The sequence below is a fragment of the Enterovibrio calviensis DSM 14347 genome, from assembly GCF_000621165.1.
GTDB classification, from domain to species: Bacteria; Pseudomonadota; Gammaproteobacteria; order Enterobacterales; family Vibrionaceae; genus Enterovibrio; species Enterovibrio calviensis.
In genome coordinates this window covers 1,015,229-1,032,798 of the sequence record NZ_JHZA01000001.1, presented here as the reverse complement: position 1 = coordinate 1,032,798, position 17,570 = coordinate 1,015,229, and the positions used below count along the sequence as shown (strand labels likewise).

12 protein-coding genes and 1 pseudogene are annotated in these 17,570 nt (G+C 48.9%); 8 read left to right on the top strand and 5 right to left on the bottom strand.

Annotation, left to right across the window (positions count from 1 at the left end):
* Positions 1-102 precede the first annotated feature (102 nt).
* Positions 103-1,515: an aspartate aminotransferase family protein gene (locus Q365_RS0104420; protein WP_028022208.1), complete on the top strand. Its 1,413-nt coding sequence runs from the start codon at positions 103-105 to the stop codon at positions 1,513-1,515.
* A gap of 196 nt (positions 1,516-1,711) precedes the next feature.
* On the opposite strand, the pseudogene Q365_RS25415 reads toward Q365_RS0104420, so the two are convergent.
* The 3 genes and pseudogenes from Q365_RS25415 to Q365_RS0104405 all read right to left on the bottom strand — a co-directional run.
* Positions 1,712-4,795: pseudogene (locus tag Q365_RS25415) on the bottom strand (efflux RND transporter permease subunit); the annotation flags it as partial.
* Positions 4,792-5,859 carry an efflux RND transporter periplasmic adaptor subunit gene (locus tag Q365_RS0104410; RefSeq protein WP_028022207.1) on the bottom strand — a complete coding sequence of 356 codons (1,068 nt, stop codon included), beginning with the start codon at positions 5,857-5,859 and terminating at the stop codon, positions 4,792-4,794. The pseudogene Q365_RS25415 and the gene Q365_RS0104410, both read right to left, overlap by 4 nt.
* Positions 5,859-6,935, bottom strand: a complete 1,077-nt coding sequence (locus Q365_RS0104405; RefSeq protein ID WP_028022206.1) for an efflux RND transporter periplasmic adaptor subunit — start codon at positions 6,933-6,935, stop codon at positions 5,859-5,861. Before Q365_RS0104405 ends, Q365_RS0104410 begins: the two co-directional genes overlap by 1 nt.
* Before the next feature lie 155 nt (positions 6,936-7,090).
* Here Q365_RS0104405 and Q365_RS0104400 point away from each other — a divergent pair, with 155 nt between their 5' ends.
* The 6 genes from Q365_RS0104400 (at position 7,091) to copI (ending at position 15,405) form a co-directional block, all read left to right on the top strand.
* Positions 7,091-7,828: a TetR/AcrR family transcriptional regulator gene (locus Q365_RS0104400; RefSeq protein ID WP_028022205.1), complete on the top strand. Its 738-nt coding sequence runs from the start codon at positions 7,091-7,093 to the stop codon at positions 7,826-7,828.
* Positions 7,829-7,991: 163 nt separating this feature from the next.
* Positions 7,992-8,420, top strand: coding sequence for a hypothetical protein (locus tag Q365_RS0104395; RefSeq protein WP_028022204.1), 429 nt, complete (start codon positions 7,992-7,994; stop codon positions 8,418-8,420).
* Between the two features lie 94 nt (positions 8,421-8,514).
* The gene (locus Q365_RS0104390; RefSeq protein ID WP_035024353.1) at positions 8,515-9,924 is read left to right on the top strand and encodes a TolC family protein; all 1,410 of its coding nucleotides are present in this window, start codon (positions 8,515-8,517) and stop codon (positions 9,922-9,924) included.
* A 24-nt stretch (positions 9,925-9,948) separates the two neighbouring features.
* Entirely contained in the window at positions 9,949-11,658 is a 1,710-nt protein-coding gene (locus Q365_RS0104385; RefSeq protein ID WP_028022202.1) for an efflux RND transporter periplasmic adaptor subunit, read from the top strand.
* A complete protein-coding gene (locus Q365_RS0104380) occupies positions 11,655-14,783 on the top strand; it encodes an efflux RND transporter permease subunit (protein ID WP_028022201.1) in 3,129 nt (1,042 codons plus the stop codon). Before Q365_RS0104385 ends, Q365_RS0104380 begins: the two co-directional genes overlap by 4 nt.
* A gap of 58 nt (positions 14,784-14,841) precedes the next feature.
* Positions 14,842-15,405, top strand: a complete 564-nt coding sequence (gene copI / locus Q365_RS0104375) for a copper-resistant cuproprotein CopI (protein ID WP_028022200.1) — start codon at positions 14,842-14,844, stop codon at positions 15,403-15,405.
* Positions 15,406-15,475: 70 nt separating this feature from the next.
* On the opposite strand, the gene Q365_RS0104370 is transcribed toward copI, so the two are convergent.
* Positions 15,476-15,778, bottom strand: coding sequence for a hypothetical protein (locus Q365_RS0104370; protein WP_028022199.1), 303 nt, complete (start codon positions 15,776-15,778; stop codon positions 15,476-15,478).
* A 345-nt stretch (positions 15,779-16,123) separates the two neighbouring features.
* Here Q365_RS0104370 and Q365_RS0104365 point away from each other — a divergent pair, with 345 nt between their 5' ends.
* A complete protein-coding gene (locus tag Q365_RS0104365) occupies positions 16,124-16,732 on the top strand; it encodes a YitT family protein (RefSeq protein ID WP_028022198.1) in 609 nt (202 codons plus the stop codon).
* Positions 16,733-16,899: 167 nt separating this feature from the next.
* On the opposite strand, the gene Q365_RS0104360 is transcribed toward Q365_RS0104365, so the two are convergent.
* Complete coding sequence (locus Q365_RS0104360; protein ID WP_028022197.1) at positions 16,900-17,553, bottom strand: GntR family transcriptional regulator; 654 nt, start codon at positions 17,551-17,553, stop codon at positions 16,900-16,902.
* Positions 17,554-17,570: the final 17 nt, after the last annotated feature.

Below are 17,570 nucleotides of genomic sequence, written 5' to 3'. Positions count from 1 at the left end.
CTATGCATTTGAAGACTATGCACTTGAAGACTAGGAACCAGAATCCTTAGCCAAAGAATATGAAGCCAGCGCTTAACGCACATGGCAGAAAAGGAGTTTGTTATGACACAGAAAATTGATACCAAAGCACTGCTCGAAATCGACCGCCAGAATGTGTTCCATGCGTCGACACATTTAAAGCAATACGCCGATGGTGATCTTCCCGGTCGCATCATTACCAGCGCAAAAGGAATTCGCATTCAGGACTCTGAAGGCATTGAACTGATTGACGGTTTTGCTGGCCTGTATTGCGTTAACATCGGTTACGGACGTGAAGAAATGGCCGAGGCCATTTACGAACAAGCCAAGAAGCTTGCCTACTATCACACCTACGTAGGGCACACCAATGAAGCCCTGATTTCCCTGTCGGAACGCATTCTAAAAATGGCAGGCCAAGGCATGAGCAAGGTGTACTACGGTATGTCGGGAAGTGATGCCAACGAAACCCAGCTCAAGTTGGTTTGGTACTACAACAACGCCCGTGGCTTGCCTGAGAAGAAGAAAGTGATTTCGCGTGATCGTGGTTACCACGGTTCAAGCATCGCGTCAGGTTCAATGACAGGATTGCCATTGTTCCACGCCCACTTTGATCTGCCTTTAGAGCGCATCAAACACACTCTCGCTCCGTACTATTATCGCCGCGAAGACGACGGCATGACTGAACGCGAGTTTTCCAAACACTGTGCTGACGAACTGGAAAAAATGATCCTCGCAGAAGGCCCAGAAACCGTAGCTGCCATGATTGGTGAACCGGTATTAGGCACAGGCGGCATCGTGCCACCACCAGAAGGTTACTGGCAGGAAATTCGCAAGGTGTTAGACAAATACGACGTGCTCCTAATTTCGGACGAAGTGGTATGTGGCTTTGGTCGACTCGGTGCGGACTTTGGCTCAATCATGTATGACATGAAACCAGACCTGATCACCGTCGCTAAAGGGCTGACCTCTGCCTATCAACCGCTGTCTGGCGTCATGGTGGGTCAGAAAGTTTGGCAAGTGCTTGAAGATGGCACTGACCAATGGGGCGCGATTGGTCACGGTTATACCTATTCCGGCCATCCGCTCGGCGCGGCGTCAGCTTTGTGTAATCTCGATATTATCGAGCGTGAAAACCTGACTGCCAATGCACGAGACACGGGCGCATACTTCCAACAACAGATGCAAGCCGCGTTTGCTAACCACCCACTGATTGGCGACAGCCGAGGTGTTGGTTTGCTTCATGCGCTAGAGTTTTCGAGCAACAAACACAAGCGCGAACACTTTGATCCGAACCTCAAGGTCGGCCCTCAAATTGCTGCTGCGTGTATCGAAGAAGGCCTCATCGCTCGCGCCATGCCTCACGGCGACATTTTGGGCTTTGCGCCACCGCTCATTGTCGATCATGCAGACATTGATGCAATTGTGTCTCGTGCCAAGAAAGCCATCGACAAAGTAACCGATAAGCTGGTTCACAGCGGAAGCTGGAAAGCGGCTTAACTCGATGGATAGTGAAACGCCTAGGTAGCAAAAAAAAGCCCCGAAATCGGGGCTTTTTGGCTATTTCACAGAGAGGTTACGATTAGAGCGCTTCTGCAGCTTCCAACGCTTTCCCTTTATTTGGCTGGCTCTCTAACAGGGAGTCATTTGGGTGGTCATTTGAGTGGTCGTTGCTGCCAGATTTTACCGTCTTCGGTGGCTTAATCTTAAACAACAGTGAGTACATCACTGGCACTACAATCAACGTCAGGATGGTGGCAAAACCAAGACCTGCCATGATGGTGATTGCCATTGAGCCAAAGAACGCATCAAACATGAGTGGCACCAAGCCAAGAATCGTCGTCAATGCCGCCATACTCACAGGACGCACACGGCTCACTGCACTGTCCACAATGGCCAGATACGGGTCTTTGCCTGAATCCATCTCGATGTTGATCTGATCCATCAATACGATGCCGTTTTTCAAGATCATGCCGCTCAGACTCAATAGACCGAGGAATGCCGTGAAGCTAAATGGCATGTTCCACAACAGCAGACCAAATGACACACCAATGATAGAAAGCGGCACGGTAAACCAAATTACCAAGGGCTTCTTCAACGAGTTAAACAACAGCATGGTGATCACGAACATCAGCAAGTAGCCCATTGGCAACGAGCCAAATAATGAGTCTTGCGCGTCTTTCGACGACTCATATTCGCCGCCCCAGCTAATGCCGTAACCGTCAGGAAGATCCAGCGCCATCACTTTTGGCTGAATGCGCGTAAACAAAGCCGCTGCAGTGTCTTCACTCAGCACATCATGGTCAGCCAATACCGTTAACGTACGCTTACGATCACGACGCTTAATCAGTGGCTCATCCCATGACAACGAAACACCATCAATCACTTGGTCGATCGGCACATACGCCTGTAACGATGGGCTCCAAATCTTAGCGTTTTGAAGCGATTCGAAATCCACGCGCTCAGATTCCGGTAGACGACCCACAATCGGCAGAATATCGGCACCATCGCGCAGCAAACCCATGGCGGAGCCACCAAACGTCATTTGCAGTGTATTCGACAAATCTTCTTTCGAAATGCCAAGACGACGCGCTTTGGATTCATTGAACACGGGTACCAATTCTTTGGTACGCTCACGCCAATCATGGCGAATGTTTCGTGCGCCCGGATCCGTGTGAAGAATGTCTTCAACTTGTAGCGCGATTTCACGCAATACCTGCGGATCAGAGCCCGTGATTCGTGCTTCTATTTTTGATGCTGGAGACGGCCCGAACTCCATCAGCTTGAACTGGAAGGTCGGCGTGTCAAACTGACGTGAGAGCTCCCCCGTCAGGCCGTTCAATACCACGAACATGTTTTCTCTATCCGTGGTTCGAACTTGAAGCTGCGCATAGGCTTCGTAGCTTTGTTCTGGCTGATAAGTCAGCGCGAAACGCTGCAAACCCTGCCCCACTGACGTTGAAACAAATTCGACGTGTTCTTGTTCGCGCACGTACTTCTCAACGCGTTCAGTCTGCTTAATAGTTTCACGTATGTCGGTGCCTTCTGGCATCCACATGTCCACGTAAAACATTGGCGTATTCGACGGTGGGAAGAACTGTTGCTTCACCATGCCAAACGCAAAGACTGCGGTAAACAAAAGCGCCACCATGCTCACTACCGTTACCCAACGAAAGCGCATCGCCAGTTTAAGCGTCCAGCCGAACAACACAAACAACCAGCCTTTGTATGGGTCGTCATATTCTTGCTGGCTTGCGCTCTGTTGAGCATCCGCGCCATCGGCGTTGTTGGAAACGTTTTCTTCCTTCAACAGCAAGTCAGCAAGGAACGGCGTAATCGTCAGCGCCGTAATCCAGCTCAAGAACAACGAATAACACAGTACCCAAAACAACGAGCCCATGAATTCACCCGTGGCATCTTCAGACAAGCCGATCGGTGCAAACGCGGTAATCGCAATAACAGTCGCACCGAGTAGCGGCCACTGTGTTTGCTTAACAATGTCTGACGCCGCTTGCATCTTGGTACGGCCTTTTTTGAGCCCGACCAAAATCCCCTCAACGACCACGATTGCGTTATCCACCAGCATACCCAGCGCAATGATCAATGCGCCTAGCGAGATGCGGTGAAGTTCAATGTCGTTGTACTCCATCAAAATGAAAGTACCGAACACGGTAAGCAAGAGCACAACACCAATGATGATGCCGCTTCGAATACCCATCGCAAACAGCAATACAAGAATAACAATGGCAACTGCTTGCCCAAGACTCACAATGAAGTCCTGCACCGACGCATCCACTTCTGCCGCTTGGTTATAGAAGTAGTTCAGCTCTATGCCGGCGGGTTTCATGGTTTCTAGGTGAGCGATTTCGTCAGTCAGACGTTGACCCACTTCAACGACGTTCACGCCACTCGCAAAAGAAACCCCAAGGTTAATGGCTGGCTTTCCGTTATAGGTAACAACATTGGTGGGCTTTTCTTGAATGCCACGCACCACGGTCGCCACGTCTTTTAATCGAATAAGGTTGCCCGTATCTCGACCGTGAATGATCAGGTTTTCTAGTGATTCAACCGAATTCAACGTGCCGCTCGGACGGATCACCAAGCTCTCGCCATTCACCATGACTTCGCCAGAAGAGACCACGTTATTTTGTTGATTCAACAAACCCGCGACCCTCGACATATCAAGGTTGAGTGACGCAAGGCGATCGAGAGAAACCTCGACGAACAACATCTCTTGCTGATCGCCAGCAATCGATACTTTGCCAACCCCATCGACCATTTCAAGGTCACGAGACATCACATCGGCATATCGCTTGAGTTCAACGTAGTCATACCCTTCACCGCTTAGCATGATCATCACACCAAACACATCACCGAAATCATCAATGATAGAGAGCGAATTCACACCCGCAGGCAACGTCGGTTTAAGGTCGTTGATCTTACGACGCATCTCATCCCAGATTTGTGGTAATTCGTCAGGACCATAGTCCATCTTCATGCTCACCATAATCTGCGACATGCCGCTTGATGACGTTGATGTAATCTTGTCGATATAAGGCAAACGACGAATTTCTTTTTCCAGTGGATAGGTGAGTTCTTCCTCCACTTCTTGCGGTGTAGCGCCCGGATAGGTCGCCACCACCATGGCATCTTTGATCGTAAATGCAGGGTCTTCTAATCGGCCCAATTCAAGAAACGAAGTCACGCCGCCAATGGCCAAGATGACAATAAATAGCCAGCTAATCACTTTGTTCTTGATGGAATATTCAGCGATGTTCATCCGTTATTTTTCTCCGCTGTTTCTACGGCTTTTCCTTCGCGTAGCTTACGCAAACTGGAGTTAATCAAAATGTCTCCCTCAACCACACCTGACGCGATGATGGCCCCGTCACCATTGACTTGCGACACCGCCACTTCCACGCGATTCACTTGGTTGCCATTTAGCTTCCACACAAAGAATCGCCCTTTGTTATCGCCAGCCTGCAACGCCGTCATCGGTACTTGGTAACCGTCCACCGCTGTGATGCCCGCCTCTACCATGTCAACGGCAACCGTTGCAGTCGTGCCCGGTAAGATAGGTTGTTCCAGTTGGTCACGTTCTAGCCACATGGAATAGCTTCCCGTTTGCTGGCTAGGTTCATTGGTGTGTTCGAGGTAATTCATTTGATGCTGCCCTTCGACACCCGAGAAGGTGACCATAGGGCGATATTGGACGCTGCGTCCGTCTGGCGTGATCATCGCGAGAACGTTATCTGACAGTTCGATCTGCACATAGACCTTGTCGTCCTGATACATATCCACCACCGACTCGCCGGCCTGAACACGTTCAAAACGTTCTTTAAATACATCAGAAATCGTGCCGCTAAACGGCGCGTTCAGTTGAGTGTATTTGAGCTGGTTTTTTGCCAATTCATACTGTGCTTTCGCCAGTTGGCGATTAGCATTCAGCTCATCCAACTCGGCTTCAGAAATCATGGAGCGTTCGAACAAGTCTTTACTTCGGCTCAATTGCTTAGACGCCAGCGAGTACTGTGCTTTAGCATCGTTGAATGCTTGCTGCACACTGCTGTCATCTAGCTGCGCAATGGGTTGTCCTCTGACAACTTTGTCTCCTGATTTCACGAAGACTTCACGAATTTCGCCCGTGGTTCGAAACGCAATCGGCGTTTGTTCTGCGGGGACAACCTGCCCTTTGAATACACGAAACTGATTTTTAACGGGTGCATCAATGGCCGTCGTCGACACATACAAAGGCTGCGCCACCACCGCTTCTTTTTCATCTTGGGAGCACGCCGACAACATCAATACGCTGACAATGGCGACGGTAAGTGTTCTTAATTTCATTAAATGCCATCCTCGCGAATCCATGCTTTCACTTCTTGTCCTTCACTCAGGCTTTCAACACCGGCGACAACCACTAAGTCGGTCACGTCTAAGCCTTGTGCAATTCGCCCTTCACCATCGAGGCGCACTGCGGTTTTGGCAACACGCTGCGTTGTCTCGTCCATGACCCATACAGTGCCTTGTTCGGCATCACGGCTAACCCAAGCAGATTCGGGCAGAGAAAGCTGAAGTCCGGTTTGAGATTTCGCGATCAGAACATGTCCCGTCATGCCACTGAGCAAGTTACGTGCTTCGGGGCGAACGATGGTCAATGTCGCTTGGTAGGTATTGGTTTCGGTATTTGGTTGGGTAGACAGTTCTTTAAACTTGCCGGGGATTCTCGTTGTCGGATCGCTGTCCATCATCACCCACAAAGGCTGTTCGGTCAGCGTATCTATACCTAACTGCTCAACATAGTGGACGGGCAAGGCAAACGACACATCAAGTTGGGTGTTATCGATAATATTGAGAATGGGCTGTTTCGCAGCAACAACTTGGTGTTGCTTGGCAAAGGTATATGCCACAACGCCATCAAATGGCGCAACAACTTGGGTATATTCGAGCTCGGTTTTTGCTTGCTCGTAATGCGCTAACTCTGCTTTGTAACGCGTTTCCGCCTGATCGTACACATCAGTGCTGACCAATTGTTTTTTATACAGCTGTTGCGTACGTTTCCATTGGGTTTTCGCCAAAGAATAACGTGCATTGGCTGAGTCCAACGCCAGTGTTAAGTCGCTTGGGTCTAACACCGCCAGCAACTCACCTTTCTTTACGTGTTGCCCCATTCGCACAGCAAGATCTTGGATTTCTCCGCCAACCTGAAACGACAACTGCGCACGCTTGGTGGCATCAATTTCTGCCAAGAAGTTATCTGTTTCTGAAACCACATAATCCTGAACGGCCAACAGTTTCACAGGTTTGATCGGCATCGCTTCCGGTGTTTCCGATATGGCTTCGTTACAACCCGCTAGTAAACCAACTGTTGTTAACATAACCAGCAAGTTCCCGAGGGTGCGTTTCAATCGTTGATATCGCACTTCACTCTCTCCAATATTTTTATTACACACCCGTGCAGTATATTTGCATTTTGAATTGGATCAATATATTTTCCACCTGTGCAGTAAAAAAATTGGTGTCGTAAACTCTTATCTGTTACAAAGCGTTAGTCATCTTACGGAGCGTTGTTAAAGCCATGCAGTCGAAAGCCACCCAAGAGAGAAAACAAGGACGCCGAAGCGCAGAAACCGCAGAGCAAACAAAGTGCCTCATCATGCACGTGGCAGCTGATATGTTTGCAGAGCTTGGTTTTGAGCGCGTATCACTGAGGAATATCAGTGAGAACGCAGGCGTGTCTCACAGTTTGATCCGCTATCACTTTGGCAGCAAAGAACAGATTTGGCAGGCCGTAAGTGACGGAATGGATAGCTATTTGCAGCGCTATATTTCTCAATTGCTATTGGAAATCTCCGATACACAAGACAGCGCTCACCGTATCTACCTGTTCTTGGTCAGGTTAAACGCTGTCATCTTGTGCGAACCTAAACCGATTCAATTTATCGCTGATGCCGTTCGCCAGAAAAACGATGCCCTTCTTGCGTACTTCTTGCGTTCGAAAGACCAATTTTCCGCGGTGTTTAAATCTTTGTTTGAAGACTACAACCAGCAGCATCCAGATGCGCCCGTTGAGTTATGGGAAATGAAGTGGCAGATGCTTCAGCACGCCCATGCGGCGATTAGCCTCAAACCTATGCTGAATGAAACATGGCCAGAGCTAGGTGGTGATGAAGATGCGCTATTGCTAAAGCATTGGGAGTTGTACAACAAGCAAGTTGCCATGCAGATGGGTATCGCCAAAAAAGATATGATTCATCCGACAAATTTGGCGGATCTGTTGCTGGATATTCCCTGCCATGTTGAGCCAGTTTCTTAAACTGCTAGAGCCAGCCTCTTAAATTGCTGGCTAACTTCATAGCAATTTGAACAAGTTAGCAGCAAACTGAGCGCTTCTTTGGTTGAAAAGCTAAAACTGATTGACCTTACCCTAGCGGTAAGCTTTATACTCTTTAGTAATATTTCATCTAAATAGTTATGTGATGCGCTTTTCTTCTTTACGCACATTCTGGATTTCAGTGATCAGCTTGCTTGTCATGCTGCTCTCCAGTTTTGCCTCTAGCGCATCTTCTATGTCTATGCAGATGGATATGATGAGCGGACATAACATGTCTGCCAACGCCGTCGATTGCGGCATGGGAATGCAACTCGACAATCTCCACGCTCAACACAACAATCACGAACTCACTGACGAACACGCTCATCAACCAAGTGCTAGCCCAATGCATTGCGGCGACGACACTGACATGATTCATAACTGCTGTTCAGCAACTTGCTTTACCTCCATTGCTTTGCTGTCCCCAGCCTACCAATCTCAACCACTCATGACACAACTCGCGTTGATCGCCTCTGAGCGAGATATCAGTGTCATTGAACGCTCCCAGTCTCTGTACCGCCCACCGATAATCTAAATCTCACTCTGAAATGTCGTACCACTGCGCCTGATTTGCGCCGTGGAGGGTAATTCCGCGTCCAATTTCGACGCGAACAGAATGGATTTACATCGTGAATATCAAACCGAGCTTATTGGCACTGGTGATCAGTGCAACCGTTGGTGTTGGTGCTGGCGTTAGCGCTCCTGCATTTGCCGCTGCAAAAGAAGACGCTATGCGCGCATCAAATGATTCGCGCACGCTAACACAACTGATTGAAACAGCATTGGCAAACGATGCCAGTCGCAAGCAGTTTTATGCGCAATCCCAAGCCATGCGCGAAATGGGCATCGCCAGCACCACCCTCATGGATCCGAAATTGAAAGTCGGTGTAGGCGGCTTTCCTATCGACAGCTTCCAATTCGACAAAGACCCAATGACCAACATTTCCCTGGGTTTAATGCAACAGTTTGAGCGTGGCGACACCTTGGCGTTACAAGGCAAAAAAGCGAATCAGCAAGCTGATGGTGTTCAGTTACAAGTGGAAGTTCGTGAGCGTGACGTTGCAAATGCAATCACCCAACTTTGGCTAGAACTCGGCTATCAACAGCAGGCGGAACGCATTCTGCACGAAAACCAGCGCCTGCTGAGAGAACTCACCCGGTTTATCCAAACTAACTATTCGATGGGCCAAAACGAAGCGCAAGACTTGCTCAACGCCCAGCTTCAAGTGAGCAAATTGGATGACAAACTCAACGCCAACGCGCAAGTTCAGCGCCGTATTGTTTCTCAGCTTTCCGAGTGGCTGGGAGCCAACTGGCTAGCGGGTGCGCATGAGCTGGAAGCCAGTAATCAACTGAATTGGCAGGCACTGACAGATTCATCGATTCAAACTCAAAGCACGGAGCATTTCTCGCAGCTTCTACAACACCCAATGGTAAAAATGGCCGATGTGGCGATCACCACGCAACAAACTCAGGTTGAGATAGCCGAACAAGCCTATGCCCCCCAGTTTGGTGTTGAAGTGATGTATGGCTACCGTCAAGCCAACGGCATGAACGGGCAACCCGCTTCTGATTTAGTCAGCGCCTACCTTACACTGGATATTCCACTGTTCACCGACAACCGTCAGGACAGAAACCTCGCCGCAGCGCAATATCAAGTCGGCGCGTCAAAGTCTCAAAAAGATCTCCTCCTTGCACAAATGAACGCCAAGGTTAACGCGCTTCTTGTCGATAAGAGCAATCTTGAGCAACGTCTGTCGCGCTACGAAAACACTCTACTGGGACAAGCCAGTGCGCGCACCAAAGCGGTAGAGCGTGGATATCAAAACAACACGGCGCAATTTAGCGATGTTATCGCAGCGGCCAACGATGAATTGACCTTGTCACTGGAGCAACAGCGACTGGTCACTGACTTAAACTTGGTCAACAGCAATTTGGCAGCCTTGTTGGGTGGATTGAATTACAACGCCAATACGCCAGATATCGCCGTACCAAACCTCAGTAGCACTTCCACAAGCCAAACAACAACCAAGCAGTAAGAAGCCGCAAGGTAGGAGATAACAATGAAAAACATACACGTCGCTACTCTCGCGTTACTGGTTGGCGGAGCTATCGGATTTGGGGCAAACCACTTTCTTTCAGGGCATGACATGTCCGCAATGGCGGCGGCTACGCCAGCCAGCGGAAACGATGAACCACTCTATTGGGTCGCACCAATGGATGCCAATTATCAAAGAGATAAGCCTGGAAAGTCGCCAATGGGCATGGACCTCGTCCCCGTTTATGCCGACGACATGGCAGGCAAAGATGACAAGCCCGGTACAGTGAAAATCAATGCGTCGGTTGAAAACAACCTTGGCGTTAAAACGGCGGGCGTGGAATGGGCACCGCTATCGCCGCGTATTGAAACCGTCGGCTATATTGCATTCGATGAAAGCCAACTCTGGCAAACCAATGTCCGCGTCGCAGGTTGGGTTGAGAAACTTTATATCAATGCCGTTGGTGAAGAAGTCCAAAAAGGAGACGTACTTTTTACCCTGTACTCTCCAGACTTAGTCAAAGCACAAGAAGAACTGCTGAATGCCTACCGCACAGGCCGCAAAGGGTTAGTGAAAGGCGCAACCGAACGCCTTGTCACTCAAGGGGTTGATCGCGAACAAATCCAGCAAATCGTAAAACGCGGCAAGGCACAACAAACCATTGATATCAAAGCGCTCGGTGATGGTGTCATTGCGAGTCTTAACATCCGTGAAGGTGGATACATCTCGCCTGCACAAGCCGTGATCAGTGCAGGTCCTTTAGATAAAGTCTGGGTTGATGCCGAAGTCTTTGAACGCCAAGCCCACTGGATAAGCGCTGGCAGCAAGGCCGCGATGACACTTGATGGTCTCCCGGGCAAAGAGTGGCTCGGTGAAGTTGACTACGTCTACCCCATTCTGGACCCAAAAACCCGTACCTTGCGCATGCGTTTGAAATTTGACAATGCCAACGGCGAATTGAAACCTAACATGTTCGCCAATATCGCGCTTCAACCTGTCACTGACGATGCCGTTCTCACGATTCCTAAGTCATCTGTTATTCGCTCTGGCGGCATGACACGTGTTGTTTTGGCCGAAGGTGAAGGCAAGTTCCGCTCGGCGCGCATTGAAATCGGCAGAGAAGCAGGTGAAACCATTGAAGTGCTTCAAGGGCTGACGGATCAAGATCGTATCGTCACGTCTGCGCACTTTATGTTGGACTCGGAATCTAGCCAATCTGCGGATCTTGCCAGAATCAATGGAACAGACGCGCCAGCAGAAACCCAATGGGCAAAGGGTGAAATCACCGATGTCATGATGGGCCACCGCATGCTCACCATTAACCATGAACCCGTCCCTGAATGGAATTGGCCGGGCATGGTGATGAATTTCACCTTCGCCGACGGTGTTGAAATGGAGGAATTCAAATCAGGACAGTCCATCGATTTTGAAATGAAAAAAGCTGACTCTGGGCAATATGAAATCGTCGACTTCACATTGAGCGAGAGTGCAACACCCAATGAAGTATGGGTATCGGGTGAAATCTCCATGTTAATGGCTGACTTTGGCATGATCACCCTCTCCCACCAACCCGTTGATGCGTGGAAATGGCAAGCCGGAGAAATGAATTTCTCCGCCGATGACAGCGTCAATCTCAACGATTTTTCTGAAGGCCAAACCGTGCGTTTTTTGGTCGAAAAGAATGGTTCTGATTTCGTATTGAAAGCCCTTGAACAGCAAGGAGGCGAACAATGATTGGTGCCGTTATTCGATGGTCGATCGCCAATCGTTTCTTAGTATTGGTCGCCACCGTATTTCTTACTTTGGGTGGTTTATACAGCGTAAAAAATACGCCTGTTGATGCCTTACCCGACCTGTCTGATGTTCAGGTGATCATCAAAACCAGCTATCCGGGTCAAGCGCCACAAGTGGTCGAAGACCAAGTAACCTATCCGCTTACAACAGCCATGCTGGCTGTGCCGGGAGCAGAAACGGTTCGCGGATATTCCTTTTTTGGTGACTCCTACGTTTACATCATTTTCAACGACAATACCGACATGTATTGGGCACGTTCGCGTGTGTTGGAATACCTAAGCCAAGTTGCACCCAAACTGCCGCCTAGCGCCAAACCGACACTGGGGCCGGATGCAACGGGTGTGGGTTGGATCTACAGCTACGTCCTGCAAGACAAAACCGGACAACACGATCTGGCGGAACTTCGTAGCTTGCAAGATTGGTTCTTAAAGTACGAACTACAAACCGTGGAAGGCGTTTCTGAAGTAGCCACTGTGGGCGGCATGGTGAAGCAATATCAGGTGCAAATCGACCCCGCTAAATTGCGTGCTTACAACCTGACGTTGCAACAAATCAACATGGCAATCCAAAACGGCAATCAGGAAGCCGGCGCATCCGTGATTGAAGTGGCAGAAGCCGAACACATGGTGCGAACCACGGGTTACCTATCTAGTGTGGAAGATATTCAATCTCTGCCATTGAAAGTCACCGAAAAAGGCACACCGTTGTTGCTTGGCGACATTGCGGATATCAACATTGGTCCTCAAATGCGCCGTGGCATTTCCGAATTCAACGGAGAAGGTGAAGCTGTCGGCGGTGTCATCGTGATGCGATTCGGTGAAAACGCGAGCGAAGTGATCGACAACGTAAAAAACAAGCTCAATGAACTTCAGCGCAGCTTGCCGGAAGGCGTCGAAATTGTCGCCACGTACGATCGCTCAACTTTGATTGATAACGCTGTAGAGAACCTTTGGAAAAAGCTTGCCGAGGAATTCATTGTTGTCGCAGTAGTGTGCGCCTTGTTCCTTTTCCATATTCGCTCATCACTGGTTATCGCGATCAGTTTGCCCATTGGTATTCTGTCAGCGTTCATTGTCATGCACTGGCAAGGCATTAACGCCAACATCATGTCTCTCGGTGGTATTGCCATTGCCATCGGTGCCATGGTGGATGGTGCCATCGTCATGATTGAAAATGTGCACAAACACATCGAACGCACGCCCTTAACTGACAAAAACCGTTGGCAGGTGATCAGCAAAGCTGCGGAGGAAGTTGGTACACCACTTTTCTTCTCATTGATCATCATTACCTTGAGCTTTGTGCCTGTGTTTGCGCTTGAAGGTCAAGAAGGCAAGATGTTCTCGCCGCTCGCATTCACCAAAACCTATGCCATGGCGGCTGCCGCCGGCCTCGCGATAACCTTAGTGCCCGTGCTTATGGGGTACTTTATTCGCGGTAACGTGCTACCAGAGAAAAAGAACCCAGTGAATCGCGGCTTAATCGCCTTGTATCGTCCGGTTCTCAACCTGAGCCTGACTTACCCAAAAACCATGATTGTCCTTGCTATCGCGCTCATGGCATCGGCCTATTATCCCACCAGTAAGTTAGGCAGTGAGTTCATCCCGCCATTGGATGAAGGCGATCTGATGTACATGCCTACCACCTATCCAGGGATTTCCATTGGTAAAGCACGTGAGCTGCTGCAACAGACGAACAAGCTGATCAAAACCGTTCCTGAAGTAGATACCGTCTGGGGAAAAATTGGTCGTGCGGAAACAGCCACTGACCCTGCGCCGTTGACCATGATCGAAACCGTGATCCAATTGAAACCGCGTGAAGAATGGCGTGAAGGCACCACGACAGAATCACTTCGCAAGGAATTCGACGATCTTGTTCAATTCCCCGGTCTAACCAACGCTTGGGTTATGCCCATCAAAACGCGTATCGACATGCTGGCAACAGGGATTAAAACCCCTATCGGCATTAAGATCGCAGGCCCTGACCTTGAAGTTATCGAAGGGATTGGCGCGGATCTCGAACCGATTCTGAATCAGGTATCCGGAACCGCTTCTGTGTATGCAGAGCGCGTCGCGGGCGGACGCTATGTCACTATCGATATCAAACGCCTTGCGGCTGCTCGCTATGGCCTGAGCATTAAAGACGTTCAACAAGTTGTTTCTACGGCAGTTGGCGGCATGAATGTCGGTGAAACCATCGAAGGGCTTGAGCGTTATCCTATCAACGTGCGATACCCGCAGGACTATCGTGATTCAGTGGTGAAGCTGCAAAACTTGCCATTGGTCACCCCTAATGGCGCACGTATTGCGCTAGCGGATGTGGCGGATATTCGTTACGAAGATGGCCCGCCAATGATCAAAACCGAGAATGCTCGTCCTAACGGTTGGGTATTTGTCGACATCGAAGGACGCGACCTCGGCTCCTACGTGGCTGAAGCACAAGTAACGGTGGCGGAACAACTCATACTGCCTGCAGGATATTCACTCACGTGGTCAGGGCAATATGAATACATGGAACGCGCGAAAGAGCGCTTAAGTGTTGTCGTTCCTATCACCATCGCCATCATCATGCTGCTGTTGTACCTCAGCTTCCGCCGCGTTGGCGAGGTTATGGTCATCATGGCGACATTGCCGTTAGCGATGGTCGGTGGCCTATGGCTGATGTACTACCTCGGCTTTAACTTTTCGATTGCAGTCGGCGTTGGATTTATTGCACTTGCGGGCGTAGCCGTCGAGATCGGCGTCATTATGTTGGTGTATTTAAACCAAGCATGGGACTCGGCAAAACTAGAAGCACAAGAAAACAACAGACCATTGCTACTAGACGACCTCACTGGAGCCATCCGTGAAGGTGCAGGCTTGCGTGTTCGCCCCGTCATGATGACGGTGCTAACCGTCATCATCGGCCTTATTCCCATCATGTACGGCGAAGGCACGGGTTCCGAAGTCATGCAGCGGATTGCCGCTCCAATGATTGGCGGTATGGCATCAGCATTGATGCTCACGCTATTGGTTCTTCCTGCCATCTACAAACTATGGAAAAGTCGCGAAATTACTCAACTTAAATAATCACTTTGCCGCGTCGACAAGACGCGGCTTATTCACCAATTTATAAAAGGAAAACACCATGAAAAAGACACTACTTGCACTATCAATCGCTTTTTTTGCCACCACCGCAATGGCAGCCGAAATGGACCATTCTAAAATGGACCATGGCAGTATGGAGCAGGACAAAATGGATCATGCTGCGATGGGTCACGGAGATATGGACAATGCCAAAATGGATCATTCAAGCATGATGAACATGGAAGGCATGTCTGCGGTGGGTATGCCAGCAAATGGCGCTAAACCTGACAAAGTGGTTCATGTCATCCTTAGCGATGACATGCGCATTAACTTCAAAAAAGACGTGACCATCGAACCTAATGACGTCGTGCAATTTGTGGTGATGAATGTCGGTAAAATCGACCACGAATTTTCTATTGGCTCAATGGAAGAACAACTGAAACACCGTGAAATGATGAAGAAAATGACGGGTGGTCATGACCACGATTCAGGCGGCACAGTGACGGTTAAGCCGGGCAAAGCGAAGCAATTATTGTGGCATTTCCACGGTGATAAGAACGTTGAATTTGCTTGCAACATTCCAGGCCATGCCGAAGCTGGCATGGTGAAAAGTGTGTCTCTATAACTCCTTGAGTTGAGACAAAAATAAAAATAGCCGCTAGTTAGCGGCTATTTTTTGATTTTCGCACAAATCTTCATGTGTTTGGATCAGCGTGCTCTCGCTCACGGCTATAAATCTCTTTTTCAAAGCTCGACTCACGAAGATGCCACACAACCAGATATACCAACGACAAAACCGTCACTGACACCAGCAAAGGAACAAGAAGTTGCCATTCAACATCAGAAGGCCAAGGATTCCCGTTGAAATAGTAAAATCCAATCGCACGCCCCAACACAACGCCCAAGCTAATCATTAGCGTATTGGCGACAACATATCGAAACGCCCCTTTCCGGCGAATCTTTGCCCATCGCAAGAATGCTTTATCTTTATTATTCATTCTCTCTTCCTACTTACGTATTCATTGGCCTGAACGGCCACAGTCGATAATAAAAACGTAATTTACGACCCGCATTCTTTCCATATTGATCGATGAAAACTCACAACGGCTCACAACATTCTAACGGTGGCTCACAAGCGATTTCACGGTTTGTGGCAGTGTGAAAGTTCTCACTAGCGCCCAAAGTTCGTGACAAAAGTGACTCACTGTAAATTTCGCTAAACACTATACATCACCCTAATTCCGTCATTTTCTCGACAAATCCACCCAAGAAACGCATCGTACTTAGCCAATTACCTGCATGAATTGATGGATACGCAGGCGCAATGAAAGGAATCAACAACCATGGATAAAGACCATAATCTTCGAGAAAACTTACTGGCACTCTTGCTTGGCAGTGCTCTCGTCTCTCTCGGTGTTATATTTTTCAATCAAGTTGGCTTGCTAACAGGCGGCACTGCGGGTTTGGCGATATTCGTCACCAAAGTCAGTGACTTCACGTTCGGACAAGTGTTCTTCGCACTTAACCTCCCGTTTTATATTCTTTCAGTGATGCGCATGGGCTGGCGATTCACGCTGAACACATTTGTGGCCGTGACGCTGGTTTCTATCGCCGTTGACCATTTGCACCATGTTATTCAAATCACTCACATTGCACCGCTTTACGCAGCGTTAATTGGCGGAGGATTGATTGGCATGGGAATGTTGGTGATTTTCCGTCACAAAATGAGTTTAGGGGGCTTCAATATTTTGGCGTTCTATCTTCAAGAACGTTTTGGGATTCGCGCTGGGAAAGTACAAATGGCCTTCGACTGCGCCATTGTGGTGATGTCTCTGTTCATCGTCGATATCACGCTGATCGTCCTATCGATACTTGGCGCTATCACGACCAACCTGATTTTGGCCATGAACCATAAACCCGGTCGTTACCAGCCCAAGCCTGAGGCGGTATAATGGCCTAGTGCATCGGTGGAAATATCACCAACCGCCTTTCAATGTCACAATAATACCTTGATAGAAAAGCATTATCTTACGGCGGGGATACAAGGCCATTACATTTATGCCAAGCGAGTGCGTCGTAAAATGGCTCATACCTTGCACAAGATTGATTCGGCATACACTTACTTACGGAGTTTGATACTGCGATAAGCAAAATCCGTTAGGTAGTCATTTAAACGATGTGATGCAGCTACCGCAGCTTCTGCATCCGTATGGCTCACTGCGCGTAATACGGCGGCATGAAGCGATGACGCCGCTATCAAATCTTGCCCTTCATCTTTGTAGGCAAACCAAAAACGGCGAGACAAACCTTGTAGCGGAGCCATCGCCAATTCTAGATATTCGTTATCAGCGGCTTTTACTAAAAGTGTGTGAATTTCTTTTAATAGCTCTGCGTATTTGAATTCGTCTTTATTTTGTGCGCATTTCTCTAGGTCAGCGGCCAGTTGCTGCATTTGCTGTTTCTCATCAACACTTGCTCGTGACGTTGCGTAACGGACACATAGCGCTTCTATATCACGACGAACTTCCAGTATTTTGAGCTGACTTTCCACTGAAATGGGTGGGATTTGAATGCCACGTCGTGGATGAATTTCAGCCATACGTTCGTAAGACAAACGCTGTAACGCCTCACGTACTGGCGTTCTTCCCAAGCCCAAATTTTCCGCAAGCTGCTTTTCACTCACCATACTTCCCGGCTCTAATTCGCGGAAAATAATCATCTTCTCTAATTGATGGTACGCCACTTCATTCTTATTGACGGGGCTGATTTTCATTTCTTTTTTACCTCGCT